This window comes from Kribbella sp. NPDC051952 (genome assembly GCF_040680855.1).
Taxonomy (GTDB): Bacteria; Actinomycetota; Actinomycetes; order Propionibacteriales; family Kribbellaceae; genus Kribbella.
On the sequence record NZ_JBFAXQ010000021.1, the window covers coordinates 58,808 to 82,755 of the forward strand.

Sequence of the window (23,948 nt, forward strand, 5' to 3'; positions counted from 1 at the left end):
CCCAATCTATGCGACGCCGCCTACAGATTTGTCGGAGGCGGTTCGTGTCCGGCTCGGGAGCAGGAGTGCGGGGATCACGCTGAGTGCTGAGAAGGCGAGCACCCACCAGAAGGTGTCCGCGAACGCGGCGGCGGGATCCGCGGGGTGGTGACCGAGACGGGACTGCAGGATTCCGGTCACGACCGCCGCCCCGGCGGAGGCTCCGATGGTCGTCACGGTGGTGATGAGACTCGTCGCGCCCGGGATGTCCGCCGGATCCAGACCGTGGTAGGCGGCGACCGACACCGGTACGGTCGCCGCCGCGATCCCGGCGCCCCAGACCAGGAAGGCGACCCCCAGAAGGACGAAGGAGCTCGTAGCCGTCACCTGCGTGAAGGCGACAGTCGCGACGACGATGATCCCGACTCCGACCAGAGCCACCGGCCGCGCGCCGAGGCGGTCGGTCAACCGGCCGACGACCGGCAGGGCGACCACCGTACCCAGACTCTGCGGGGCGAGCAGCAGACCGGCCTCCAGGGCACTGTGACCGCGAACCTGCTGCAAATACAGGGGCATCAGAAGCATCGCGCCGAACACCGAGAAGCGCGACAGGAAGTTCAGTACGGTCGCCACCGTCACCGGAAGGTGGCTGAACAGGCGCACGTCGAGCAGGGGCAACGACGACCGCAGCGCGCGCACCGTGAACGCGGCGAGCAGTACCGATCCACCGATCGCCGCCGGCCAGGTCGCCGTACCGCTCAGGGACAGCACGAGCAGCGCGATCGCCGGCGAGACGAGCGCCAACCCGACCAGGTCCAGCCCAGCAGATCGCCGTACGACGTCAGCCGGGATGGTCCGCCAGGCGAGCGCGATCGCGGTCAGTCCGATCGGGAGGTTGATCAGAAAGATCCACTGCCAGCCGATCGTGTCCACCACCAGTCCACCGAGCAGCGGACCGGCGATCGGCGCGAGCTGGGCGGGTATGCCGACCAAGCTCAGCACCCGGCCGCGACGATCAGGGCCGGCGGCTTTGGCCAGGATCATCATGGTGAGCGGGACGATCATGCCGCCACCGAGACCCTGCAGGACGCGGAACGCGATCAGGCTGCCCGCCGACCAGGCCGTGGCACACAACGCCGAGCCGACACAGAAGATCGCCAGCGCGGTCAGCCACATCGTCCGGGCACCGAAGCGCTCCAGCAGCCGGCCGGTCGTCGGAATGGTGATCGCGATCGACAGCAGGTACGCGGCGCTGACCCATTGGACGGTGACCACGGAGGCGTCGAGGTCGTCGGCGATCCGGGACAGCGCCACGGTCACCATCGTCATGTCGAGCAGCGGAGTGAGGGCCCCGACGACCACCACTCCCCCGAGCGTGAGAATCGACCGGTCCAGGGCAGTTTCAGGCATTCGATCACACTACACCGTGCAGTGTAGTAACGCTACACTGCACGGTGTAGACGATCGGGAGGAGCACCCGCTGTGGTCAGGGAAGGGTCGCCGGCGAAACGGGCGGCGATCGGACGGGCGGCGTTGAAGGTCTTCCTCGCCGAGGGCTACGCCCGGGCCGGGGTGGACGCGATCGCGGCCGAGGCGGGCGTCTCGAAGCGCACGGTCTACGACTACTACGGCGGCAAGGAGCAGCTGTTCCTGTCGACGATCGCGGAGACGCGGGCCGGGCACGAGAAGGGCTTCGAGGAGCTCCTGGACGAAACCCTCGACAACCCGGCCGACCTCGAGGACGCCCTGTTCCGGTTCGGCCAGGCGTTCGCCACCGCGCTGTCCCGCTCGGAGGAGCGGACCGCGATCGTGCGCCTAATGATCGCCGAAGCCGGCCACTTCCCCGACCTGCTCAAGGACCGCCCGACCAGGACCGCGCTGGCCGATCGGCTCGCGGCACTGCACGAGCGCGGGCTGCTCGACGTACCCGATCCGGTGGAGGCGGCCGAGTTCCTCGGCCTGCTCGTCACCGGCCCGATCCAGGGCCGGAGCTGGTACGGCGCGGTCCGCGTCGGCCAGGACGAGATCGATCACCTGGTCCGACGCGGCGTACGCATCTTCCTCAGCGCCTACGGCAAGTAGATCGACAGGAACTGTGCGGCCCGATCCAAGGCCTGGTCGGCCTCGTCCATCACGCCGACCATGTACTGGAAGACGTGCGGTGCACCGGCGACGACATCCAGGCTGACGTCGACGTCGTGATGCGCCGCCCGGGTCGCCAGCCGCAGCGCGTCGTCGAGGAGGACCTCGGCCGATCCGACCTGGATGAGCAGCGGCGGCAGACCGGTCAGGTCCGCGAACACCGGGCTCGCCAGCGCGTCGCGGGACTCGTGCCCACCGAGGTAGCGAGCGGCGTACTCGGCCATGTGCGCGCGGCTGAAGAGCGGGTCGAAATCGCCCCGGGTATCCATGCTGTCCCCCGACAGCGTCGTGTCGACCCACGGCGAGAACACGACCGCCGCAACCGGCAACGGCAGGCCTTCACGGCGTGCGGCCAGCAGCGTGGCCAGCACCAGCCCACCGCCGGCCGAGTCCCCCGCAATCACCACCGGCCGACCACCTGCGAGCAGTTCCTTGTACGCCGCCAACGCATCGTCGATCGCGGCCGGGAACGGATGCTCCGGCGCCCGGCGGTAGTCCAGCGACACCGCGCGCACGCGAGACCGGCGGGACAGCGGCGCGGCCAGGTTGGCGCCGGTCCGGGCCGAACCGACGACGTAACCGCCACCGTGCAGATAGAGGATCACGCCATCCCGGTCAGCGCCTACGACCTCGACATCCAAGGCCGGGACGCCGCCGAGCGTGCGCTCGATCAGCTTGACGTCGTCGCCCAGCGGCCGCTCGGCGAACAGTTCGTCGAACTCCGCGCGCTCCTGGTCCGGCGTCCGGCCGAGGGCGCCCTTGCTCATCATCGATCGCGCCGCGGCGCGTTGTTCCTGACTCATCGTCGATCTCCGTCGCTCAGGCTGATAGATTCCAAGGAATTCAGTTCCTGATAACTACATTCCAAGGAACCTAATTCCCAGGAAGCAGAGCTCGCGCTGTGACTGATCTCACGTCATTGTTCACCGACCTGGTCCGGCTGGAAACGCGGCTCTACAACGTGCTCGACACCCGGCTCAAGGCTGAGCATGACCTGCCGATGGGTCAGTTCGAGTTCCTGCGGTTCATCGCGGCGAGCGGGACCTCGCGGGTCTACGACCTGGCCCAGCAGATGGCGATCACGGTCGGCGCGACGAGCAAGGCCGTGGACCGGCTCGAGGCGGCCGGCCGGGTTCGTCGTACGGCGAATCCGCACGACCGACGGTCCTCGCTGGTCGAGCTGACGCCGGCCGGGACGGAGATCCTGGCCGCTGCGACACCGGCGGTCGAGGCAGAGCTGAAGACCTGGCTGGGTTCGGTGCTCCCGGCCGAGAACCTGGAGCAGCTCGGGTCCATGCTCTCGATGTTGCGTCAGCGTGCGGAGATCGACCGGCGTACCGATCGGGCCGAGCCCCGGACGTGACGCAGCCGGGCTCCCTCCCCTGGTGGTTGGTGGGAGTCCGGCTGCGAGTCCCGTGTTCGATCGATGCGGATCAGCTGATGTGGTACGGGTCGCCGTACACCTTCCAGTCGAGCGGGGTGTTCAGGTCGAAGTTGCCGTTGCGGAGGAAGACGCGCTGAGCGGTGTCGACGCGGCTGGTGTCGCTGTGCGCCTCCTCCTGCTTCATAGCCCAGACGCGGGCGTCAAGGAAGGCGTTGAGCCAGGTCGTCTCGTTGCCACCCTGCGACGGCGGCTTGGCCTTGCCCAGTGCGCGCTTGCGGATCCCGCCGAAGCTGGTCGAGTCGCTGCCGGGGCCGTGCATGACGATCGCGTCGTAGTAGCAGAACTGGCCGAGCGTGCGGATCCCGTCCGACTTGCCCTGCGACACCGCCGGGTTGAAGTAGACGCGGTCCCGCTCGTCGTTCTGGCACGACTGGAAGACGGTGTCCTGGGCGGCGGTCCTCCAGTCCCTGGTGTAGTTCGGGTCGAGGCCGTCGTGGGAGTCGCTGCCGTCCACGTTCCGCAGGGCGGGGAGGTACTTCTGCAGCACGTTGTTCGGCTTGCGGTCGGCGTACAGCTCGACCAGCTCGAGCATGTCGCCGGTGCCCGAGCAGAACCCGATGATGCCCGCGGTGTAGCCACGGCCGTCGTCGATGTCCTCGATGTACTTGTACTGCGCCTTCCAGTCCAGCGAGGAGTTCTCCGCGCTGCAGACGATCTTCATCGCGATCTCCTTCTTCGCGGGATCGTCGAGACCGACCGCCTGCGTGGCCGCGTCGGCGTGCGGCGCGTAGCGGGAGGCGGTGAGGGCGGCGGCCGGTGCGGCCGCGAGGCTGAGTCCGAGCAGGAGCGTGGTCCTGCGGGTGGGGCGGGTCGGCATGTCTCCTCCGGTGGGCGTCCGAGGTGAAACTGTTAGGAAGCTTTCCTATCAGACCAGACCCATGACAGCCAGGGGTCGGAGAATCTCAGAGTGTGAAGGTTGTGTGTAGCCGCTCAGGCAAAAATGGTGAGGGCGCCCGGGGCGATGGTGATGTCGACCGGGAGCGGGCCGAGAATCTCACCATCGGCGTACGCCGTGATGCCGGGCGACTCGATCCGGACCGACCGGCCCCGCAGCGTGCGCAGCATCGGGTGGCCGACGTGGGTGCCCTTGGACAGCTTCGGGAACATCTGCAGCAGCGTGAACCGGGACACCGGCTGGATGATCGTGACGTCGAGCAGGCCGTCGTCGATCTCGGCGCCGGCGCAGATCTGCAGTCCCCCGCCGTACGTCGGTCCGGTGCCGACCGCGACGAGCATGGCGCGGGTCTCGATCACCTCGTCGTCGACGGTCACGACGTACTCGAGGGGTTTGAACGTGCGCAGCTCGGCGAGCGTGGCGAGCGTGTAGCGCGAGTTGCCCTTCGGCCAGCTCATCGCGTTCGCGCGCTTGTTCACCAGGGAGTCGAAGCCGCCCGCGACGACCGTGGTGATGAATTCGTCCTTGGCTACAGCGAGGTCGACCGTGCGGGTCTTGCCGGCCACGATCAGGTCGGCGGCCGCGTTCGGATCCTTCAGCGGTACGCCGATACCGCGGGCGAAGTCGTTGCCGGTACCGGCCGGGATCACGCCGAACGGCATCCCGGACTTCGCCAGCACCTGGGCGCCGAGGTGGATGGTGCCGTCACCACCGATCAGCACGACCGCATCGGCGCCGGAGGCAACGACCTCGGCGGAGATCCGGCCGACGTCGTCGGCGCAGGTGGTGGCGTGAACGTCGACGGTCAGACCGGCGGCGGCGAGGCGCTCCCGCACCACCGGCGCGAGCCGAGCACCCAAGCCGCGACCGCTGGTGGGGTTGACCACCAGCGCGATACGCCTACTCATCACTCCGCCAGGAGCTCGTCTTGCTGTCGTCCACGACGCTTGTCGTTGATCCGCGCGATGACCTCGGCCGCGAAGAACAGCAGGCACATCGGGATCGCCAGCAGGCACATCGTGAACGGGTCACCGGACGGTGTCGCGACCGCGGCGAAGACGAAGATCACCAGGATGATGTAGGGCCGGAACTTGCTCAGCGCCTTGGCCGGCACGACGCCGACCATGTTCAGCAGGACGACGACCAGCGGGATCAGGAACGCGACACCGAAGACCAGCATCGTCCGGATCACGAAGTCCAGGTACGTCGGCAGCTCGATCAGGTTCTGGATGTCGAGCGGCGTGAAGCTGATCAGGATCGCGATGCCCTTGGGCAGCGTCCAGTACGCGACGGCCATCCCGCCCGCGAACAGCGGCGCCGCGATCCCGGAGAAGATGTACGCCCACTTGCGCTCGTTGCGGTGCAGACCCGGCGCGACGAAAGCCCAGAGCTGGTAGAGCCAGACCGGGCTGGCCAGCACGAGACCGAACAACGCCGAGATCTTGATCCGGAACGTCAGCGCGTCGCCGACGCCCGGGAAGGTGAGGATCGGTTCCTTGCCCTGCTCGCGGGCCAGGTCACCGACGCTGGTGTGGAACGGCTGGGTCAGGAACTTGAAGGCGTCGTTGTAGAAGATCCAGCCGAGCACCGTGCACACCACGATCGCGAGCACGCCGATGAGCAGCCGGTTGCGCAGCTCGACAATGTGCTCGCGCAGGGTCATCCGACCCTCTTCGTCTACCGGTGGGCGCTCCTTCTTTGCTTTACGCCTACCGATCCTCACCATTGACACCGGCGGTGCACTCGGCTCAGTTGGCCGTGTGCGTCGGCGGCAGGCCGTCGCCCGGCGCCTGGCCGTTCACCTGGTTCGGCTGCTGGGCGGCCTGCGGCTGCGCCTGCTGAGTCGGAGCCTGGGCGGGACGGATGTCACCCTCGGTGAGCTCGGCCTCCTTCTTCTTGGGGCCGACCTCTTCCTCCCAGATCTTCTTCGACTTGCCGAGTTGCTTCACCAGGGCCGGCAGCTTGGCCGAACCGAACAGCAGCACGACGATCGCGAGGATGACGAGCCACTCAGCGCCTTGGGGCATACCGAGGAGCGGTGGTGTCATGTCGATCTCCTTTTCACAACATCTACTCGAGGCTCAACGCTGAGTTCGTGGGCCGAATACTACGCCGGGGCGTGCTCGTCCTGGCGGGTCTGTCCAGACCCGGCCGTGGACTGGGCAGCGTCCAGCTTGGACTGGGCGGCGACCAACTCACGTGTCAGTGCCTTGGTCTTGCCCCACAGCCTCTTCGCGAGCAGCGCGAGGACCAGGGTCCAGATCGCGACCACCGCGAGGAAGAGCAGGAACCAGAACATACCCAGGAGCCTAGCCGGTTCCTGGGCGCGGCCCACGTCCCGCGGGGAGTCTGAGCAGACAACGGTGTCGGAACGTAATGGTAAAACCGAGTGTCTCCGCAGTGTTACCGCCGGTCTCGCGGTGCGGCAGGATCTCGGGGATGCGGGCACGGCAGGCGTACGGCGAGGCGAAGGGCGGCGGGATGTTGCGGATCGGAGTCGACGAGCGGCGGGCACGGCTCGGGCGGCGGCACCGCCTTGGGCCCGGGTGTCAGGCAGCCGATCCGATCGAGGCTGCCGCGGCGATGGTTGCGCTACATGCGACCGATCCGGCGACGGTCCACCTGAGTGTTGGCGCGCGGGTGCCGGGGAGTGACGTCGCGGGCACGGAGCGTGCGCTGTACGAGGATCGTGGGCTGATCCGGATGTTGGGGATGCGCCGGACGGTGTTCGTCGTACCGACTCCGTTCGCGCCGATCGTGCAGGCGGCGTGCACGGATGACATTGCGGTGAAGCAGCGGAAGTTGCTGGTGAAGCACCTGACCGAGGCTGGGGTCGCGGCGGACGTGGAGGCGTCCGGGCAGTGGCTGCGGGCGGTCGAGGAGTCGACGGCGACCGCGCTGGCGTTGCGTGGTTCGGCTACGGCGCAGGAGCTGTCTGCGGATGAGCCGCGGTTGCGGACCCGGCTGAGCATGGCGGAGGGGAAGACGTACTCCGCTCAGCCGTATGTGACTAGTCGGGTGTTGTTCCAGCTGGCGGCTGAGGGCCGGATCGTGCGAGGGCGGCCGTTGGGGACGTGGCTGAGTGGTCAGCACCAGTGGTCGCCGGCGGAGGACTGGCTGCCGGGTGGGCTGGTTGAGCGGCCGGCGGTGGATGAGGCGCGGGTGACGTTGGCGCGGGCGTGGTTGTCGTCGTTCGGGCCTGGTACGGCGGCTGATCTCCAGTGGTGGTCCGGGTGGACGGCCGGGCAGACAAAGAAGGCCCTTGCCGCGGTGGAGGCGGTTCCGGTCGATCTGGACGGGCAGGTCGGGTACGTGCTGCCGGGTGACGAGGCGCCGGAGATCCCGATCGAGCCGTGGGTCGCGTTCCTGCCGGGGCTCGATCCGACCCCGATGGGGTGGAAGGAGCGCGGCTGGTACCTGGGTGCCCACAAGGCGAAGATCTTCGACAACACCGGCAACATCGGTCCGAGCATCTGGGCCGACGGCCGGATCGTGGGTGGCTGGGGGCAACCCGAGTCCGGCGAGGTCCGCTACGAGCTCCTCGAAGACGTAGGCACCGAAACCCACGACCTGATCGAGTCCGAAGCCGCCCGCTGGACCACCTGGCTAGCCGGCGTCCGAGTAACCCCCCGCTTCCGCTCCCCCCTCGAAAAACACCTCAGCCAGAGCTAGCCCCCCACCCCACCCCGCGTCACCCCTCACCTCCACCTCCACCTCCACCTCCACATCGCCACGTCGTCGCCCCCGCCACCCCGCGTCACCTCTCCACCTCTCACCTCACCTCCACATCGCCACGTCGCCGCCCCCGCCACCCCGCGTCACCTCTCCACCTCCCACCTCCACCTCCACATCGCCACGTCGCCGCCCCCGCCACCCCGCCGCCCGCCACCCTCGCCGCCCCGCCACCCCCGCCTGGCACCGCGGGCTCGAGGGATAGCCGGCTCTTGTGTTGTTTCCGTGGATGCTGGTATGTCGCTGTGTGGATCCCGGATTGCCCGGCTATGTGACTGGTGTGGACCTGTGACACTCACCAACCCGGCGGCCAGGTCGCCGAGGCCCCCGGTCCGAGCGTGTACAGACGGTCTGGCCCGAGCTTGCTGAGTGCCGCAGCTCCGCCTCCCGAACCGGCGCAAAGAGAGCCCGGGCGGGCGACTTTGTGCACCGGATGTTCATGCTGCGGGCGATTCCGTGGACGAACCGTGCACAAAGTGGCGTCGCGACAATCGCTTCAGGGCAGCAGGAACGAGCGGTCGGACTGGGATACCCCCACGACAAACACGGCTGGATATCCCTTGCGGGTGCGGGTTCTTCTGCCTTCACAGCACCACAGAACGATCACTCACGGGGATATCCACGCGACATACCGGTTCTCCACTGGTGTGCAGCCCCAGAACCCTCACCTCAAACGGATATCCATTCGAAACAGCCGGGCGGGAGGCAGCAGGCAATCAGCCGCAAGCGGCGGGCCCGAGGTGCCGGGGCCGGAGCGGCAAGCCCGAGGCGCGGAGCCGGAGACGCCGGGGGCCGGAGATGCCGGGGGCCCGAGATGCCGGGGGCCCGAGATGCGGGGCCGGAGATGCCGGGGGCCGAGGCGCGGGGTCGGAGGCGGGGGCGGTGGTGGTGGTGCGCTTGGGAGGGCTAGTTGTCGTAGGCGGTTAGGGCTTCTTGGGCTGTGGTGGCTATTTGGGTGGAGAGGTCGACTGGGTCCAGGACTGTGGCGGCTCCGCCCAGGCGGAGGACGAGGCGTTGGAGCCAGGCGGTGTCGGCTACGCGGAGTTTGACGATGAGGGAGTTCTCGGGGCCCTCTTCGACGGACTCGTTGGGGTAGTACTCGGCGACCCAGCGGGCCGGAGGTGCGAGCCGGACCGTTGCCAGCAGGTCGCACTCGGACGGCTGGAACATGCCGTTGGAGAGGTCGCGCGGTGTCGCCTCGGGCGGCGGTTCGCTGGGGAGGTCGAGGAGTTTGACGCCGGCGATGCGGTCCAGCCGGAAGAGCCGGACGTCCTCGGCCAGTCGGCACCACGCCTCGAGGTACGTGCGGCCCTCCGACACGACCAGGCGCATCGGGTCCACGTCCCGCTCGGTGGTCTCGTCGCGCGAAGGAACGTCGTACGTGAGATGTAACCGCCGCTTGCCCGCGAGCGCATTGTTGACCGTCTCGGCGATCTCCGGTGCGGCCGGCTCGACGTGCACGTGTGCCGCCGCGCCCTCGCTCGCCGCGGCCGCCTCCCCCGCGGCACGCTCCAGCTTCCCGATCGCCCGATCCACCGCATCCCGGTCGGGCCCGGCGGTCACCTCGCGCAAGGTGCGCAGCGCGGTCAGCAGCGCGAGCGCCTCATCCGCAGCCAGTCGCAGCGGCCGCGCCAGGTAGTCGGCGTTGTTGATGTGGATGACCCCGTCACCCTCAGCCGCCTCGATGTCGATCTCGATCAGATCGCCCATCTGCGCACCGGGCAGACCGCAGAACCACAGCACCTTCAGGTCCGCGATGATCTGCTTCGGCCGTACGCCGAACTCCGCCGCCACATCGTCGACCCGGGCACCGTCGTTCTCCCGCAGATACGGCACCAGAGCCAGCAGCCGCTGCACCTGGTCACGCGCATTACTCATGCGCCCGCCACCGCCCGCAACCGCCACAGCACGCCGTCCAGCACGTCGCCCGGTCCCTCGACCACGGCGTTCGGACCGTACGACGCGATCTCCTCAGCCAGTACGGCGGAATCGGCGTACGGGACCTGAAGCAGGTCCCAGCCCTCCTCGTACTCCTCGACCGCGTTCGCCCGCCGCCGCAGGCTGACACACGACCCGGTACGCACCCGGATCTTCGCTTCGGACGTCGGCCGGGGCGGCGCCAACTCGGACACGAGCGACCGCAGATCGGTCCCCTCCGGCACCGTGAACGCACCCGGCTCGCCGACCGTCTTCACGTCCCCGCCGATCCGCGACAGCCGGAACATCCGGGTGGCCTCACGGTCCCGGTCCCGGCCGACGACGTACCAGCGACCGTGCCAGGACACGATGCCCCAGGGCTCCAGGGTCCGCGTGATCGCCTCAGAGGCACCACTGCGCAGGTGCTGGAACTTCACCACCGTCCGGCTCACCACAGCCGACCACAGTGGGTCGAACGCAGGCTCTGACGCGCCCACATGCGGCTCGATCGCGCTCAGCGCGGACTGGTCGGTCTGGATGCCGGCTGCCTTGAGCTTGAGGACCGCAGACGTGGTGGCCTCGGCCAGGCTGGCGTGCTGCCAGACCCGGGCGGCAACGCCGAGTACGGCGGCCTCGTCCGGCTCGAGGTGGACCTCGGGCAGCTCGAACACGTCCCGGCGGATCCGGTAGCCGACCTCGTCGGAGAAGAACTTGTCGATGGTGCCCATCTCGATCGGGATGCCGAGATCGCGCAGCTCGTCCTTGTCCCGCTCGAACATCTTCTCGAACGCATCGTCGGTCTGGCCCGCGTACCCCTCGACCACCTCGCGGATGCGTTCCTTGGTCACATAAGTGCGCGCGACCAGCAGGCAGATGACCACATTGAGCAGTCGCTCACTCTTCCGCGCCGACACCCGACCACCTTACGGCCTTCGAGCGTCAAAACCCGCTCTGCCGCACCAAAACCTTCGAACACGGGTTCGACCCGCTAATCTCCCTGTGTGATTCGCTGGCGGGATGGTGTGGTGAGTGCGGTCGGGCGGAGCTGGACCGGTGCGGTTGAGCTGACGGTGATGGTCGGCGAGCAGCCAGTGCGCGCCCTGGCCTACCCAGACCTGGTCGGTACGCCGGAGCCCGGCGACCGGGTCCTCCTCAACGTCGGCGCCCTCGACCGTGGCCTGGGCACGGGCGGGTACGCGTTGGTCGTCGCCGTACCGGATCGGCTGCCTGCTGACCCTCCTGAGCACGGCCATCTGGTGAAGGCTCGGTACACGCCGCTGCAAGCGATGGTGATGGGTGCGGACGAGCAGGACTCCCCCGATCACGACGTACTGCGGGATGCCGACGACCTCTTCGGTACGCCGGTAGTCGTGGCAGACCTGCACTCCGCCCTGCCCGCGGTACTGGCCGGGGTGTACGAGGCGAGGCCGACGACGCGGGTCGTGTACGTGATGACGGACGGTGGGGCGCTACCACTCGCGTTCTCGCGGACTGTGGCGTCGCTGCGGGAGAGTGGCTGGCTGAGCGGCACAGTGACCGTCGGACAGGCGTACGGCGGGGACCGCGAGGCGGTGACGGTTCACACCGGGCTGTTGACCGCCGTGCACGTGCTGGCGGCAGAGCTCGTCGTACTGACGCAGGGGCCGGGCAATCTGGGTACGGGCACCCGGTGGGGGTTCTCCGGGGTGCAGTCGGGTGAGGCGATCAACGCGGTCGGAACGCTGGGCGGACGGGCGGTCGCATCGCTGCGGATCTCCCAGGCCGATCCCCGACCACGGCACCGCGGGATCTCGCACCACAGCCTCACCGCTTACGGCCGGGTCGCGCTACAGCCGGCGGATGTCGTCGTACCCGATCTGTCCGGCGACTTCGGCGACGCCGTCCGTGACGCGGCCGAACCACTCAAGGCGCGGCATCGCGTCGTCCGGGTTGGCGTGGACGGTCTGTACGAGGCCATGCAGGCCGCACCGGTCAAGCTGTCCACGATGGGCCGCGACCTCGACACCGACCGCGCCTACTTCGAAGCGGCAGCCGCCGCGGGCCGCCACGCCGCCGGTCTGGTGGATGTACCACCACCTGGAGTGGGGTCGCAGTACTCCTGATTTGGGCGGGCGGCGCGACCACTCTGGGTGTATGACAACGCTCGCTCAGGTAGGAACAGCACCACAGACAGCTCGCCTGGCCACCTCACTCTGGCTGGTCGCTGTCGGCGCTGGAGTCGTGGAGACCGTGGTCCAGGTGACCAACGCCCTTGGTGATGGCGACTCGATGTCGTCGCTGGCTGGGCAGATCGCCATCCGGGCGGTCATTTACGGCGCCCTGTTCGTCATCATCGACCGGTACTTCCGGCGTGGTGTGCGCTGGTCCCGCTACTTCGTGGCCGGTCTGCTCGGGACGGTCGGCGTGGCCTCTCTGGTCTCCGAGCCGATCGACTGGCTGGTCAGCAACGGCGACCTCACCACGGTCGACTGGACCGCCACGTCCGTGACGATCGCTGTCCTCCGAACCGTGCACCTGACAGCCGTGCTGTCGGCGCTGGCGCTGAGCCTGCACCCGCAGACCGCCCGCTGGTTCAACGCGAAGAGCCGGTCCCCCAAGTAGGAGACCGGCCCTTCGCACAACCGTTGTTTCTACTGACCCGTCTGCTTCGGCGCCGGGAAAGCGTTCAGTACGTCGATGACGGCGAAAGCGTTGACCGCCTTGCCCTTGGCGTCCTTGGTCGCCGGGAGCTCGACCAGGACCCGGCTGCCGACGGGGACGCCGGCCAGGGCGTCGAGGGCACCGGTCTGGCCGGTCGGGCCAGGGCCGACCTGGAGCTGGTCGGTCGGGGCACCGGGCTGGGCCGGGGCCTGCTCGGTGGCGGGCTGACCGTCCCAGGTGCTGGCCTGCTTCTTGCCGGTGTAGTCGAAGACGGCGTACCGGCCGATCAGCTGGCTGCCCTTCTCGATCGGCTTGCCCTTGCCGAGTGCGAACACGACCGGCTTGCCCGGCTTCGCCGGCGGCTTGGTCCCGGCCGCGACCGTGACCTTCGGCTCGGCGTTCAGTGGGCCGCTGACGGTGATCTTCGTCGGCGTCGACGGGGACACCGGGTTCGCGTCCAGCGGGGTGTCGTTGGCGGCCACACCGATCAGGTCGACGACGAAGATGAGCGTGTCGTCACCCTTGATGCCGGCCTGCTCGTTGCCCTGCTCCTTGTAGCCCTTGTCCGACGGGATGGACAGCATCACGCGGCTGCCGATCTTCTTGCCGACCAGGCCCTCGTCCCAGCCGGAGATGACCCCGCCGACCCCGATCGGGAACGACGACGGCGCACCCCGGTCGTAGGAGTTGTCGAAGACCTTGCCGTCGCGCCAGATCTGGCCCAGGTAGTTCGCGGTGAGCAGCTCACCCTTCTTGACCTCCGGCCCGTCGCCCTGCTTCAGGACTTCGGTCACCAGGCCCTTCTCCGGGTCACCATCGCGGTGGGTGACGGTCGGCTTCGCACCGAAGTCCGAGGTCACCTTGATCCCGCCCTCGCCGAACTTCGCTTCGTTGCCGCACGCGACCAGGGACGATCCCAGGGCCACGACGACGACCAGACTCAACAACTTGCGCACGAAACCAGCACCTCGAAACATCCCGACGCGCACGGCGCCGCTCGACTCAGGGGGCAACAACGCGGCCCACCCTAGCCTGCAGGGCCAACTGCGCCATCGGCCGCCCGCGTCACCGTTGGGTCACACCACGTACAGTCACAGGGTTCAGAAGCCGACTGCGTTGTGTGGGGCGCGGTCCTGGTGGAGCAGGGCATCCAGCAATGCCAGCGCGCCGGGTGTGTGCTCGGTGATCCGGTCCGCGTGCGAGAGAACGGTTGCCGCGACTCCCCCGAGGTAAAGCGATCCCAGCTCGTTCACAGTCAGGCTGAGGTCGGCAGCACCTTCCGTCGGTGAACAGCTCGCATCATCAGGCGAAGCGTCCAAGCGCCAGCGTCCGGCGTTCCACGGGCACAGGTCGTCCGACACGTCCAGGACCAGCGCACCGGTTGCGGCGTACGTGCGTGCTTCCAAGGCCGCACGTACGTCGAGAATTCGCAGCCAGAGGTTGTCACGGGTGCGAGTGAGCCTCAATGCCCGTGGATTGGTCAGCATCCAGCGCAGGGGCTCGTCAACCGGTCGCCTCGCCGCCACCACTCGTTTGGTGAGGTCGAAGTCGAGCAGTAGGCCCCAAAGCGCCCGATACGCATCCAGAGTGAGTGCTTCAAACGCTTCTACCTGCAGTACGCCGGCCTCTGCCGGATCCGGTGACCACGGCAGCCGGAACAACGCCACACCATCAACAACACCGTCAGCCGAGCGATGCACCAGGTGATGTGCCGGTCCGGACCCGTCCGCCGGCAGTGCGTCGGTGGCGAGCCCATCCCACTTGCCAGGCAGCGGACTGACCTCCCCGACCCTCACAGCCCGCACCCGCTCGTGCAGCACCGGCCACACCTCAGCCGCGACCACGCCGTCCACCAGCTCGAGTGAACCCGGGTCAGTGAAGTCCTTCCGGAACGAAGCGTCCGTACGACGAACCTCCCACCGATGCTGGAACGTCGCCGGCGAGAACCCGTACCGTCCGTAGATCGTGCCCTCACTCGCACTCAACCCGGCCAGGAACTCACCGCGCTCCCGGCAGTCGGCGAGCATCGCGGTCATGATCTTCCGCAACAACCCGCGCCGCCGGTACGTCGGCAGCACACCGGTGGACGTCACTCCGCCGAGTGGGACCTGCTTGCCGCCGGGGAGCGTGACCTCGACCGACACGATCGCGGACGCACCGGCGATCTTGCCGTCCACGAACGCCGCCTGGGGGCGATACCACTCGCTCTGTACGTCGTCGACGTACGCGTCGAGCTCGGTCCGGCGGACTTGCGGTGGCCAGGTCGCGCGACCGGCGTACCAGGCCGAGGGCTCGGGCTCTTCCTGGGGCAGGCCGTTCACGTACGGGAGGACGCGCAGGTATTCCTTGGTCTCGGCTCGGGTCACCGGCCGGATCTCGATCGCCATCCGACCGTTCTATGCGGTGCCCCCGAGCCAAGCACTCGATTTAGAAGCGGCCTACATGCTCGCGATGAGCTTCTCGACGCGCTCGTCGTGGGACTTGAAGGGGTCCTTGCACAGGACCGTGCGCTGGGCCTGGTCGTTCAGCTTCAGGTGGACCCAGTCGACGGTGAAGTCGCGGCGACGCTCCTGCGCGCGCTTGATGAACTCGCCGCGCAACCGCGCCCGCGTCGTCTGCGGCGGCACCGACTTCGCCTCGAAGACGCGCAGGTCGTCGACCACCCGGGTGACCGCACCCCGGCGCTCGAGCAGGTAGTACAACCCGCGCGGCCGGTGGATGTCGTGGTACGCCAGGTCGAGCTGCGCGACCCGCGGGCTGGCCAGGCCGAGGTTGTTCTGCTGCCGGTAGCGCTCGATCAGCCGGTACTTGATCACCCAGTCGATCTCACGCTCGATCCCGCTCAGGTCGCCGGACTCGATCGCCTTCAGGCAGCGCTCCCACAGGTTCAGTGCCCGCTCGACCGCCGGCGTCCCGAGCTCGCGGCGGTCGACGAAGTCGCGCGCCTTGTTCAGGTACTCACCCTGGATGTCGAGGGCGCTCGCTTCGCGGCCGTTGGCCAGCCGGACCTCGCGGCGGCCGGTCATGTCGTGGCTGATCTCGCGGATCGCCCGGATCGGGTTGTCCAGGGTCAGGTCGCGCATCACGATGCCGGCCTCGATCATCCGCAGCACCAGGTCGGTGCTGGCCACCTTCAGCAGCATCGTGGTCTCGGACATGTTCGAGTCGCCGACGATCACGTGCAGCCGGCGGAACCGCTCGGCGTCCGCGTGCGGCTCGTCGCGGGTGTTGATGATCGGGCGGGACCGCGTCGTCGCGCTGGAGACGCCTTCCCAGATGTGCTCGGCCCGCTGCGACACCGAGTAGACCGCGCCGCGCGGCGTCTGCAGCACCTTGCCGGCGCCGCAGATCAGCTGCCGGGTGACCAGGAACGGGATCAGCACGTCGGCCAGCTTGGCGAAGTCGCCGTGCCGGCTGACCAGGTAGTTCTCGTGGCAGCCGTAGCTGTTCCCGGCCGAGTCGGTGTTGTTCTTGAACAGGTAGACGTCGCCGAAGATGCCCTCGTCGTGCAGCCGCTTCTGCGCGTCCACGAGCAGACCCTCGAGGATCCGCTCACCCGCCTTGTCGTGCGCGATCAGGTCGGTGACCGAGTCGCACTCCCCGGTCGCGTACTCCGGGTGGGAGCCCACGTCGAGGTAGAGCCGGGCCCCGTTGCGGAGGAAGACGTTGCTGCTCCGCCCCCAGGACACGACCCGCCGAAACAGGTACCGCGCCACCTCGTCCGGGGTCAGTCGCCGCTGACCGCGGAACGTACAGGTGACGCCGTACTCGTTCTCCAGACCGAAGATTCGCCGGTTCACATCTCCCACACTACGGCGCCGCTCCGACAACCGGGCCATGTCTCAGGCGCGCCGTTTCCCGGCGTTACCCCTTTGATGTCAATCCGGGGCCTAACCTTTCGGCCAGAGTCGGCATCGTGCTGGGTGAAACCCACTCCTCCGGGGAGATGTAGATGACGAAACCTCGCGCCGCGGCCGGACTACTCGGTACGGCGGTGTTGGCGGGTGCACTGGTGCCCGCGACGGCGTCGGCCGCGGCCGGGCAGGCGAGCGCAGCGTGTTCGCTCAGCCTCGGGTCTGTCACGACCGCGGGTGATCACAAACGGCAGAAAGTCACCGCGACGAGTCCGGCCTCCGTGACGCAGCCGGTGCTCGTGTCGACAGGACTGTTCCCGGTCGACACGGTCCGGCTCGCGAGCGGGCTCGGGTTCGAGCCCGATCCGCCGTCCGGTTGGCGGTACAGCGGCTACGCGACGATCGGCAACGACCTCTTCGCGTACCAGTACGTCCTGGACCAGACGACCGGCCAGCTCGACCCCGCCTCGTCCGTCAAGCGCCGCGTCGGCGGCGGCTGGACTCCGGAGTACACGTACCTCGAGGAGTCGCGGTACTCCACCCGGACCAGCACCTACGCACTGCACGGCGGTGTGATCAACCGCTGGACCGTGAACGCCGGCGTCTGGCGCAACAAAGCGACGTACAGCGGGTTCTCGGCCGTGAAGACGATGACTCTGATCAGCCAGACCGCGACGTACGACACGTTCCTCGCCACCACGCGCGGCGGAGCGCTGTACACGATCCACATCCCGCTGAGCGGCGCACCGGTGGTCAAGAAGGTCCGAGCGTCCACCTGGCAGGGTTTCGAGACCTTGATCGCGGAGAAGTGCGGCAACCAGAGCACGCTGCTGCTCGGCATCGACAAGGACACCCGCACCGCCTACCTGTACGCCGTCAGCCACGCCAACGGCACGGCGACAGTCATCAAGGGCCTCGGCACGGTGGGCACGGAGTTCGCCGCCTTCGCCGACAAGACGTACTACCGCTACTACGGCGCCGATCCGGAGGCGCCGAAACTATCTGGGGAGTGAACGGCATGCTGAAGAAGGCAGCGGGACTACTGGGGCTCGCGCTGGCTGCGGGTGTGTTGGGTCAGGCACCGTCGGCACAGGCCGCACCAACTACGTCGGCCGTGACGTACTGCAGTTTGGCCTTGGGAGCGATCTCGTCCGACGGAGGTCACATCCTGCGCGGCCTCACCGCCACGACGCCGCCGACCGCCAGTGCGAGCACCTGGGGCGGCAAGGGCCTGCTGGCGCCAGGACTGACGCGGCTGGCGGGTGGACTCGGTTTCGAGGTCACCGGCAACCAGACCGGCATGAAGCGCCGGCAGTTCGTCGTGACCGGCGACCAGATGTGGCGCCTCAGCTATGACGTGAAGGGGTTCAGCGGCGACGTCGTACCGGGGACAGTGGTGCAGACGTTCGTCGGTGGCGGTTGGGGAACCGACATCCGGTACTTCGAGAACTCCAAGTTCAACGCCGGCGGCAAACTGGTCCGGCAGAACACGTACGCGGTGCAGGGCGACAAGATCGTCCGCTGGACCCTGAACGGGAACACCTGGACGCGCAAAGCGACGTACGCCGGATTCACCGCGATCAAGACGATGGCGCTGATCAGCCAGACCGCCGGCTACGACACGTTCCTGGCCAACACGTACGGCGGTGCGCTGTACACGATCCGGATCCCGCTGAGCGGCGCGCCGGTGGTCAAGAAGGTCCGGACGTCCACGTGGCAAGGGTTCGAGACCCTCGTCGCCTCCAAGTGCGGCACCCAGGGGACGCTGCTGCTTGCGATCGACAAGGAGACCGGTGCGCCGTACCTGTACGCCATCGGCCACGCGAACGGCGCAGCCACCGTCATCCAGAGCATCGGCAAGGTCAACCGCACCTTCACCGACCCGGCGTACTTCCGCTACTACGACGACACCCAGACCTACTCCCAGCTCTTCGGCGAGTGACTACCGGCTAGCAGGGGGTGCGGGAGTGCAGGCAGCGTGACTGCCGTGGTGGGTCGCCCGGCGCGATGGTGCTGGTATGGCGATTTCGGAAGCGACACCGTCCGCCCATCAGAGTAGGCCGGGACTCAAACGCGACATCGGCTTCGTAGGACTGATCTGGGCGTCGGAGGGGTCGATCATCGGCTCCGGCTGGTTGTTCGGCGCACAAGGCGCCCTGTCCACGGCAGGCCCCGCAGCGATCATCTCCTGGGTGATCGGCGGGGTCGCGATCCTCATCCTGGCTCTCGTGCACGCGGAGCTGGGCGGCATGTATCCGGTCTCCGGTGGCACCGCCCGGTTCCCGCACTACGCGTTCGGCGGAGCCGCCGGCGCGTCCTTCGGCTGGTTCTCCTGGCTGCAGGCCGCGACGGTGGCGCCGATCGAGGTGCTGGCGATGATCACGTACGGCCAGCACTACTCATTCGCGAGCGGCTGGCTGAAAACGTCCAACGGGCAGCACATCCTGACCGCGTCCGGGATCGTGGTTGCCGTCGTACTGATGGCTGCGATCACCGCCATCAACTTCCTCAGCATCAGGCTGCTGGCCCGGACCAACAGCACCGCGACGTGGTGGAAGGTCGGCATCCCGCTGCTGACCATCTTCGTGCTCGCGATCGCACAGTTCCACGGCAGCAACTTCACCGCCGCGGACGGCTTCAACCCGAACGGCGCCAAGGGCATCCTGTCCGCGGTGTCGACCAGCGGCATCATCTTCGCGCTGCTCGGATTCGAACAGGCCGACCAGCTCGCCGGTGAGAGCAGCAACCCGAAACGTGACATCCCGCGGGCGGTGATCGGCTCGATCGTGATCGGCGCGGTCATCTACATCCTGCTGCAGATCGTGTTCATCGCCGCGCTGCCCGCCGACCAGGTCAAGGGCACCTGGGCCACCGCGGCCTTCACCACCCTGACCGGCCCGTTCGCCCAGGTCGCATCGCTGCTCAGCCTCGGCTGGCTGGCCGCGATCCTGTACATCGACGCGGTCGTCTCCCCTGGCGGTACCGGCCTGATCTACATCACCGGCAGCTCGCGGGTCTCGTACGGTCTCAGCCGCAACGGGTACGTGCCGTCGGTGTTCGAGCGGACCAACAAGCGCGGCGTACCGTGGGTCGGCCTGATCGCGGCGTTCGTGATCGGCTGCATCTGCTTCCTGCCGTTCCCGAGCTGGCGCTCGCTGGTCGGGCTGATCACGAGTGCGAGCGTGCTGATGTACGCCGGTGCGCCGTTGTCGCTCGGGGTGTTCCGGAGCCGGCTGCCCGACGCGGACCGCCCGTACCGGCTGCCGCGGGCGAGCATCCTGTCGCCGCTGGCGTTCGTGGTCGCCAACCTGCTGATCCTGTGGTCCGGGTGGGCGACGGACTGGAAGCTCGGCGTCGCGATCCTGATCGGGTACGTCATCCTGATCGGCAACCGGGTGTTCAAGCTGAACCCGACCACTCCGCAGCTCGATCTGCGTGCGGCGCAGTGGCTGCCGGCGTACCTCGTCGGGATGGGGCTGATCGTCTACCTGAGTGACTTCGGGCCGTTGAAGCACCCGTGGTTCCCGTTGTGGTGGGACATCCTCGTGGTCGCGGTGTTCAGCCTGGCGATCTACTTCTGGGCGATCGCAGTGGCTCTACCGGCCGACCAGATCCAGCGGATGGTGGACCAGGTCGTCGTACCGGAGAAGTCCGAGGTGGAGTGAGCTCTCAGTGGGTCGACGCCGGTTGGTCCGACGGGTCGTGGCTCTGCCCTTCACGGTCGGTCCAGCCGGTGGTGTCGGACTCGGCGCCGACCTCGGAGACCGCCCAGACGACGCTGCGGATGCCGGGACGGTCGACCGCACCTTGGTCGATCATGTCCTGGTGGTAGCGGCGGGCGTTCTCCTCATCCGCGAAGACCTGGACCATGTGGCCGTCCACCGTCCAGGTCCCGTGCAGGAACCCGGGTCGCCCGATCTTGCTCGACGCCATCAACGGGACCTGCGCCCGCAACGCGTCGATCATTGAGGCGTCGATGTCCCAGACCCCGATGACTGCCCACATGATGCCCTCCCCTAGGTCGGGATCAGTGTGGCGGCTAGAGATCGACGATGTCGAGGAGCTGACCTAGCTCCTTGGGGTCGAGCGGGCGGAGTTCGCCGGTGTGCAGATTGCCGCGGCGGACCGGGCCGATCGCGGTGCGGGTGAGGCGCTTGACCGGGTGGCCGATCGCGTCGAACATGCGGCGGACGATGCGGTTGCGGCCCTCGTGCAGGGTGATCTGGACGAGGGTGCGGCCGCGGATGCTCGAGATGATCTTCACGGTGTCGGCTCTGGCCGGGCCGTCCTCGAGATCCACGCCGTCGAGGAGTCGGCGCAGTACTCCTGGTTTCACGTTGCCGTCTACTTCGGCGACGTACGTCTTGGAGACTTCGTACGACGGGTGGGCCAGCCGGTGCGCGAATTCGCCGTGGTTGGTGAGGAGCAGGAGACCTTCGGTGTCGGTGTCGAGCCGGCCGATGTGGAACAGGCGCTCGTCACGATCCTGAACGTAGTCGGCGATGCACGGCCGGCCCTGCGGGTCGGCCATCGTGGTGACGACGCCGCGCGGCTTGTTGAGCACGAGGTACGCGTGGGCGCTGACGGGCGGGATCCGCTCACCGTCAACCCGAATGACCGAAACTTCAGGATCTACCCGCGTCCCGAACTCGGTCACCACCGTCCCGTCAACCTCGACCCGCCCCTGCTCGATCAACAACTCAGCACTACGCCGAGAAGCCACCCCCGCCTGAGCCAACACCTTCTGCAACCGAATCCCAGCCTCATCCCCCATCCCTCAACGCCCCCTCACCCTGCACCGCACTAAAATCCCCATCAATCTCTGGGTCGTCATCGAGCTCATCCTCAGCCGAGTCGTTTTCACCCTCCCACGACTCGTCTTCCGAGTCCGCGGGCTCCGGGCTCAGATCCCCGTCGATCCCCGGCTCTTCGTCACGCTCAACGGCACCCGACTCGTCCTCTTCCAGCTCAACCGGCTCGGTGCCGAGATCCCCATCAATCCCTGGGTCGTCATCGAGCTCATCCTCGGTCGACTCGTCCGCGTCGTCCAGCTCAGTCGGTTCGATTCCGAGATCCCCGTCGATTCCCGGGTCCTCGTCCGGCTCACTCGCAGCAGCGTGCTCGTCGTTCCCAGCTGCTTCGGGGGTGTCCGGCGTACCTGACTCGTCGGCGTCCGGCGTACTGGAGGCTTCTGGGGTGGGTGGTGGGAGGGTTTGGGCGGCCAACTCTTCCTCGATGTCGTCCATGTCCGGAAGGTACGGGGCGAGCTCGGGGAGGTCGTCCAGCGACTGCATGCCCATGCGTTCAAGGAAGTACGACGTGGTGCGGTACAGCGTCGCCTGGGACTCGGTGTCCGCGCCGGCCTCCTCGACGAGGCCGCGGGCGACGAGCGTACGCATGACGCCGTCGACGTTCACCCCGCGGATGGCGGAGACGCGCGCTCGGCTGACCGGTTGCTTGTACGCGACAACCGAGAGCGTCTCCAGCGCGGCCTGGGTCAGGCGCGCCTGCTGTCCGTCGAGGACGAAGCGCTCCACGTACGCCGCTGCTTCCACGCGGGTGTAGTAACGCCAACCACCGCCCACCTCACGAAGGTCGAACCCTCGGCCCTGCTCGGTGTACTCCGCAGCCAACGCCGCCAACGCGTCAGCCACATCTCCCGTCGGCCGACCAACCGCCCGAGCCAACGTCAAGACCGGCAACGGCTCATCCGTCACCATCAAAATAGCCTCGATAGCCCGCCGCATCGTCTCGTCATCAACAACAACCTCATCCCCCACCGGGACAGCGGTTTGCCCAGGCGGCAGGTGATCCTCATCCCCCGGCACACCCTCACCTAGTACGTCGCCCACAGGCGCATCATCACCTGGTACGTCGTCCCGCGGATCGCCCTCACCCCGTACGTCCTCACCCGCTACGGGGTCGTCCCCACCCGTAGACGTGGTCTCTCCCATCACCACATCCGCAGCCGGCTCCTCATCACCCTCCGAGGTGGCTGCGGCGTCCCCGTCCTCGGCACCCGGGCCGGCGACCTCCGTCGTACCGGCCTCGGGTTGTGCTTCTGAAGCCTCGCCAGTGCGGGTTGCTGTGCCTCCGGCCGCGGACCCAACGGACTGCCCGTCTCCAACCGACTGCCCGTCGGTGGTTGACGTGCCTCCGGCTACTCCCCCCGCCGACTGCCCGTCGGTGGTTGACGTGCTTTCGGCTGGTTCGTCTGCCGGGTGCTCGTTGCCGACTGGTGGGAACTCCGTGCCCTCGTCGCCGACCACAGCGTTGGTGTGGGGAGGATTGCTGGCCGATTCGGGGGCACGATCCTCCCCAGGCTCGGCCGGTGGGGTGGGGATGGTGGGGGTTGGTTCGGTCACTGGGTTGCCGTCTCGGTGGGGGGTTCGGCCGGGTGGGGGGCGGGCGGGACATCGTCTTCGTCGGTGAGGGTTTCGCCGGCCTCGAGGAACGGGGTGTCGTCGGAGACGTAGGGTGCCTCACCGTCCTCCGGCTCGGGTTTCGTCTCCTCGTCGAACTCGTCGGAGACGTCGATCTCGCCCTCGTCGGTGCCGGTCCAGCGGATGGTGAGTTCGCCCAGCGGCGTCACCTGGTCGAACGTGACAGCCGCCTCACGGAAGAGCTCCAGCAAAGCAAGGAACCGGCAAACAGTAGTGACAGTGTCAGGAGAATCAGACACCAACGCACGGAACGTCGTACTCCGCTGCCGCCGCAACCGATCGACGATCACCAGCGCCTGCTCGCGAACCGTCACCGCCGGCGCGTGCAGGTGGGCGAGCGACACACCCTCCGGAATGTTGTTCTTCGGCGCCAACGCCCGAGCCGCCAGCGCAGCCAGCCCAGCCGGATCGATCCCCAGCAACACCTCAGGCAGCAACTCGGCGAACCGCGGCTCCACCCCGACCGCCCGCGGGAAGCGACGAGACTCCGCCGCCATCCGCTCCTGCACCAGCGAAGCGATCTGCTTGAACGCGCGATACTGCAGCAACCGTGCGAACAGCAGATCCCGCGCCTCGAGCAGCGCGAGGTCCTCGTCGTCCTCGACCTCGCCCTTCGGCAGCAACCGCGCCGCCTTCAGGTCGAGCAGCGTCGCCGCGATCAGCAGGAACTCCGACGTCTGGTCGAGATCCCACTCCGACCCCAGCGCCTTGATATGCGCGATGAAGTCGTCGGTGATCACCGACAGCGCGATCTCCGTGATGTCGAGCTTGTGCTTGCTGATCAGCTGCAGCAGCAGGTCGAACGGACCCTCGAAGTTGACCAGGTGGACGCTGAAACCCTTGCCCTCGGCAACAGCAGGAGCGTCCCCCGACGGCAGATCCAAGGGTAGCGAGTCCGACAC

Annotated in this window: 24 protein-coding genes; 8 read left to right on the forward strand and 16 right to left on the reverse strand. The window is 67.9% G+C overall.

All coding sequences use genetic code 11. The features are described from left to right. Positions 1-6: 6 nt before the first annotated feature. Positions 7-1,389 carry a DHA2 family efflux MFS transporter permease subunit gene (locus AB0L70_RS31405; protein ID WP_363690388.1) on the reverse strand — a complete coding sequence of 461 codons (1,383 nt, stop codon included), beginning with the start codon at positions 1,387-1,389 and terminating at the stop codon, positions 7-9. 72 nt (positions 1,390-1,461) lie between these two features. Between AB0L70_RS31405 and AB0L70_RS31410 the strand changes: the two genes are divergently transcribed. Continuing rightward, positions 1,462-2,061, forward strand: coding sequence for a TetR/AcrR family transcriptional regulator (locus AB0L70_RS31410; protein ID WP_363690389.1), 600 nt, complete (start codon positions 1,462-1,464; stop codon positions 2,059-2,061). Here the strand turns inward: AB0L70_RS31410 and AB0L70_RS31415 are convergent. Beyond that, positions 2,049-2,924: an alpha/beta hydrolase gene (locus tag AB0L70_RS31415; RefSeq protein WP_363690390.1), complete on the reverse strand. Its 876-nt coding sequence runs from the start codon at positions 2,922-2,924 to the stop codon at positions 2,049-2,051. The two genes, AB0L70_RS31410 and AB0L70_RS31415, sit on opposite strands and share 13 nt — an antisense overlap. 98 nt (positions 2,925-3,022) lie before the next feature. On the opposite strand from AB0L70_RS31415, the gene AB0L70_RS31420 reads away from it, so the two are divergent. Beyond that, on the forward strand, positions 3,023-3,484 hold the full coding sequence (locus AB0L70_RS31420) for a MarR family winged helix-turn-helix transcriptional regulator (protein WP_363690391.1): 462 nt from the start codon (positions 3,023-3,025) through the stop codon (positions 3,482-3,484). A gap of 70 nt (positions 3,485-3,554) precedes the next feature. Here AB0L70_RS31420 and AB0L70_RS31425 read toward each other — a convergent pair whose 3' ends face one another. The 5 genes from AB0L70_RS31425 to AB0L70_RS31445 form a co-directional block, all read right to left on the reverse strand. Further along, positions 3,555-4,382 carry a chitosanase gene (locus tag AB0L70_RS31425; RefSeq protein ID WP_363690392.1) on the reverse strand — a complete coding sequence of 276 codons (828 nt, stop codon included), beginning with the start codon at positions 4,380-4,382 and terminating at the stop codon, positions 3,555-3,557. Positions 4,383-4,495: 113 nt separating this feature from the next. Continuing rightward, complete coding sequence (locus tag AB0L70_RS31430; protein ID WP_363690393.1) at positions 4,496-5,368, reverse strand: YegS/Rv2252/BmrU family lipid kinase; 873 nt, start codon at positions 5,366-5,368, stop codon at positions 4,496-4,498. Further along, positions 5,368-6,123, reverse strand: a complete 756-nt coding sequence (gene tatC / locus AB0L70_RS31435) for a twin-arginine translocase subunit TatC (RefSeq protein ID WP_363690394.1) — start codon at positions 6,121-6,123, stop codon at positions 5,368-5,370. Before tatC ends, AB0L70_RS31430 begins: the two co-directional genes overlap by 1 nt. Positions 6,124-6,208: 85 nt before the next feature. Then, positions 6,209-6,508, reverse strand: coding sequence for a twin-arginine translocase TatA/TatE family subunit (locus AB0L70_RS31440; protein WP_363690395.1), 300 nt, complete (start codon positions 6,506-6,508; stop codon positions 6,209-6,211). A 59-nt stretch (positions 6,509-6,567) separates the two neighbouring features. Next, entirely contained in the window at positions 6,568-6,759 is a 192-nt protein-coding gene (locus AB0L70_RS31445) for a hypothetical protein (RefSeq protein WP_363690396.1), read from the reverse strand. A gap of 140 nt (positions 6,760-6,899) precedes the next feature. On the opposite strand from AB0L70_RS31445, the gene AB0L70_RS31450 reads away from it, so the two are divergent. Then, a complete protein-coding gene (locus AB0L70_RS31450; RefSeq protein ID WP_363690397.1) occupies positions 6,900-8,132 on the forward strand; it encodes a winged helix DNA-binding domain-containing protein in 1,233 nt (410 codons plus the stop codon). A gap of 966 nt (positions 8,133-9,098) precedes the next feature. Here the strand turns inward: AB0L70_RS31450 and AB0L70_RS31455 are convergent. Both AB0L70_RS31455 and AB0L70_RS31460 read right to left on the reverse strand, forming a co-directional pair. After that, positions 9,099-10,070 carry a WYL domain-containing protein gene (locus tag AB0L70_RS31455; RefSeq protein ID WP_363690398.1) on the reverse strand — a complete coding sequence of 324 codons (972 nt, stop codon included), beginning with the start codon at positions 10,068-10,070 and terminating at the stop codon, positions 9,099-9,101. Further along, on the reverse strand, positions 10,067-11,023 hold the full coding sequence (locus AB0L70_RS31460; RefSeq protein ID WP_363690399.1) for a WYL domain-containing protein: 957 nt from the start codon (positions 11,021-11,023) through the stop codon (positions 10,067-10,069). The genes AB0L70_RS31455 and AB0L70_RS31460 overlap by 4 nt, the downstream gene beginning before the upstream one ends. 87 nt (positions 11,024-11,110) lie before the next feature. Here AB0L70_RS31460 and AB0L70_RS31465 point away from each other — a divergent pair, with 87 nt between their 5' ends. After that, positions 11,111-12,211, forward strand: coding sequence for a DUF3866 family protein (locus tag AB0L70_RS31465; RefSeq protein ID WP_363690400.1), 1,101 nt, complete (start codon positions 11,111-11,113; stop codon positions 12,209-12,211). A gap of 31 nt (positions 12,212-12,242) precedes the next feature. Further along, positions 12,243-12,710, forward strand: a complete 468-nt coding sequence (locus AB0L70_RS31470) for a hypothetical protein (protein WP_363690401.1) — start codon at positions 12,243-12,245, stop codon at positions 12,708-12,710. Between the two features lie 29 nt (positions 12,711-12,739). Here AB0L70_RS31470 and AB0L70_RS31475 read toward each other — a convergent pair whose 3' ends face one another. From AB0L70_RS31475 to pafA, 3 genes are all read right to left on the reverse strand, one after another. Next, the gene (locus tag AB0L70_RS31475) at positions 12,740-13,705 is read right to left on the reverse strand and encodes an FKBP-type peptidyl-prolyl cis-trans isomerase (RefSeq protein ID WP_363690402.1); all 966 of its coding nucleotides are present in this window, start codon (positions 13,703-13,705) and stop codon (positions 12,740-12,742) included. Positions 13,706-13,849: 144 nt separating this feature from the next. Further along, the gene (locus AB0L70_RS31480; RefSeq protein WP_363690403.1) at positions 13,850-15,136 is read right to left on the reverse strand and encodes a GNAT family N-acetyltransferase; all 1,287 of its coding nucleotides are present in this window, start codon (positions 15,134-15,136) and stop codon (positions 13,850-13,852) included. A gap of 51 nt (positions 15,137-15,187) precedes the next feature. After that, a complete protein-coding gene (gene pafA, locus AB0L70_RS31485; RefSeq protein WP_325056951.1) occupies positions 15,188-16,549 on the reverse strand; it encodes a Pup--protein ligase in 1,362 nt (453 codons plus the stop codon). 152 nt (positions 16,550-16,701) lie between these two features. Between pafA and AB0L70_RS31490 the strand changes: the two genes are divergently transcribed. The 3 genes from AB0L70_RS31490 to AB0L70_RS31500 all read left to right on the forward strand — a co-directional run bounded on the left by AB0L70_RS31490 (position 16,702) and on the right by AB0L70_RS31500 (position 20,268). Further along, positions 16,702-17,616 carry a hypothetical protein gene (locus AB0L70_RS31490; protein WP_363690404.1) on the forward strand — a complete coding sequence of 305 codons (915 nt, stop codon included), beginning with the start codon at positions 16,702-16,704 and terminating at the stop codon, positions 17,614-17,616. 5 nt (positions 17,617-17,621) lie between these two features. Continuing rightward, entirely contained in the window at positions 17,622-18,545 is a 924-nt protein-coding gene (locus tag AB0L70_RS31495) for a hypothetical protein (RefSeq protein ID WP_363690405.1), read from the forward strand. 76 nt (positions 18,546-18,621) lie between these two features. Continuing rightward, positions 18,622-20,268 carry an APC family permease gene (locus tag AB0L70_RS31500; protein ID WP_363690406.1) on the forward strand — a complete coding sequence of 549 codons (1,647 nt, stop codon included), beginning with the start codon at positions 18,622-18,624 and terminating at the stop codon, positions 20,266-20,268. Between the two features lie 4 nt (positions 20,269-20,272). Here AB0L70_RS31500 and AB0L70_RS31505 read toward each other — a convergent pair whose 3' ends face one another. The 4 genes from AB0L70_RS31505 to AB0L70_RS31520 are packed head-to-tail and all read right to left on the reverse strand — an operon-like array spanning position 20,273 to position 23,948. After that, entirely contained in the window at positions 20,273-20,608 is a 336-nt protein-coding gene (locus tag AB0L70_RS31505; protein ID WP_363690407.1) for a hypothetical protein, read from the reverse strand. A 34-nt stretch (positions 20,609-20,642) separates the two neighbouring features. After that, positions 20,643-21,377 (reverse strand): pseudouridine synthase, encoded by a 735-nt coding sequence (locus AB0L70_RS31510; RefSeq protein ID WP_363690408.1) that lies wholly within the window; start codon positions 21,375-21,377, stop codon positions 20,643-20,645. Beyond that, complete coding sequence (scpB, locus tag AB0L70_RS31515; RefSeq protein WP_363690409.1) at positions 21,367-22,968, reverse strand: SMC-Scp complex subunit ScpB; 1,602 nt, start codon at positions 22,966-22,968, stop codon at positions 21,367-21,369. The genes AB0L70_RS31510 and scpB overlap by 11 nt, the downstream gene beginning before the upstream one ends. Beyond that, complete coding sequence (locus AB0L70_RS31520) at positions 22,965-23,948, reverse strand: segregation/condensation protein A (RefSeq protein WP_363690410.1); 984 nt, start codon at positions 23,946-23,948, stop codon at positions 22,965-22,967. Before AB0L70_RS31520 ends, scpB begins: the two co-directional genes overlap by 4 nt.

Bases quoted from the DNA above. Each gene is read 5' to 3' on its own strand.
- AB0L70_RS31505 (WP_363690407.1), bottom strand. From the start codon at position 20,608: ATGTGGGCAGTCATCGGGGTCTGGGACATCGACGCCTCAATGATCGAC.
- AB0L70_RS31495 (WP_363690405.1), top strand. From the start codon at position 17,622: ATGCTGAAGAAGGCAGCGGGACTACTGGGGCTCGCGCTGGCTGCGGGT.
- AB0L70_RS31425 (WP_363690392.1), bottom strand. From the start codon at position 4,382: ATGCCGACCCGCCCCACCCGCAGGACCACGCTCCTGCTCGGACTCAGC.
- AB0L70_RS31510 (WP_363690408.1), bottom strand. From the start codon at position 21,377: ATGGGGGATGAGGCTGGGATTCGGTTGCAGAAGGTGTTGGCTCAGGCG.
- AB0L70_RS31455 (WP_363690398.1), bottom strand. From the start codon at position 10,070: ATGAGTAATGCGCGTGACCAGGTGCAGCGGCTGCTGGCTCTGGTGCCG.
- AB0L70_RS31490 (WP_363690404.1), top strand. From the start codon at position 16,702: ATGACGAAACCTCGCGCCGCGGCCGGACTACTCGGTACGGCGGTGTTG.
- AB0L70_RS31440 (WP_363690395.1), bottom strand. From the start codon at position 6,508: ATGACACCACCGCTCCTCGGTATGCCCCAAGGCGCTGAGTGGCTCGTC.
- AB0L70_RS31415 (WP_363690390.1), bottom strand. From the start codon at position 2,924: ATGAGTCAGGAACAACGCGCCGCGGCGCGATCGATGATGAGCAAGGGC.
- AB0L70_RS31445 (WP_363690396.1), bottom strand. From the start codon at position 6,759: ATGTTCTGGTTCCTGCTCTTCCTCGCGGTGGTCGCGATCTGGACCCTG.
- AB0L70_RS31500 (WP_363690406.1), top strand. From the start codon at position 18,622: ATGGCGATTTCGGAAGCGACACCGTCCGCCCATCAGAGTAGGCCGGGA.
- AB0L70_RS31480 (WP_363690403.1), bottom strand. From the start codon at position 15,136: ATGGCGATCGAGATCCGGCCGGTGACCCGAGCCGAGACCAAGGAATAC.
- AB0L70_RS31430 (WP_363690393.1), bottom strand. From the start codon at position 5,368: ATGAGTAGGCGTATCGCGCTGGTGGTCAACCCCACCAGCGGTCGCGGC.
- AB0L70_RS31470 (WP_363690401.1), top strand. From the start codon at position 12,243: ATGACAACGCTCGCTCAGGTAGGAACAGCACCACAGACAGCTCGCCTG.
- AB0L70_RS31405 (WP_363690388.1), bottom strand. From the start codon at position 1,389: ATGCCTGAAACTGCCCTGGACCGGTCGATTCTCACGCTCGGGGGAGTG.
- tatC (WP_363690394.1), bottom strand. From the start codon at position 6,123: ATGACCCTGCGCGAGCACATTGTCGAGCTGCGCAACCGGCTGCTCATC.
- AB0L70_RS31450 (WP_363690397.1), top strand. From the start codon at position 6,900: ATGCGGGCACGGCAGGCGTACGGCGAGGCGAAGGGCGGCGGGATGTTG.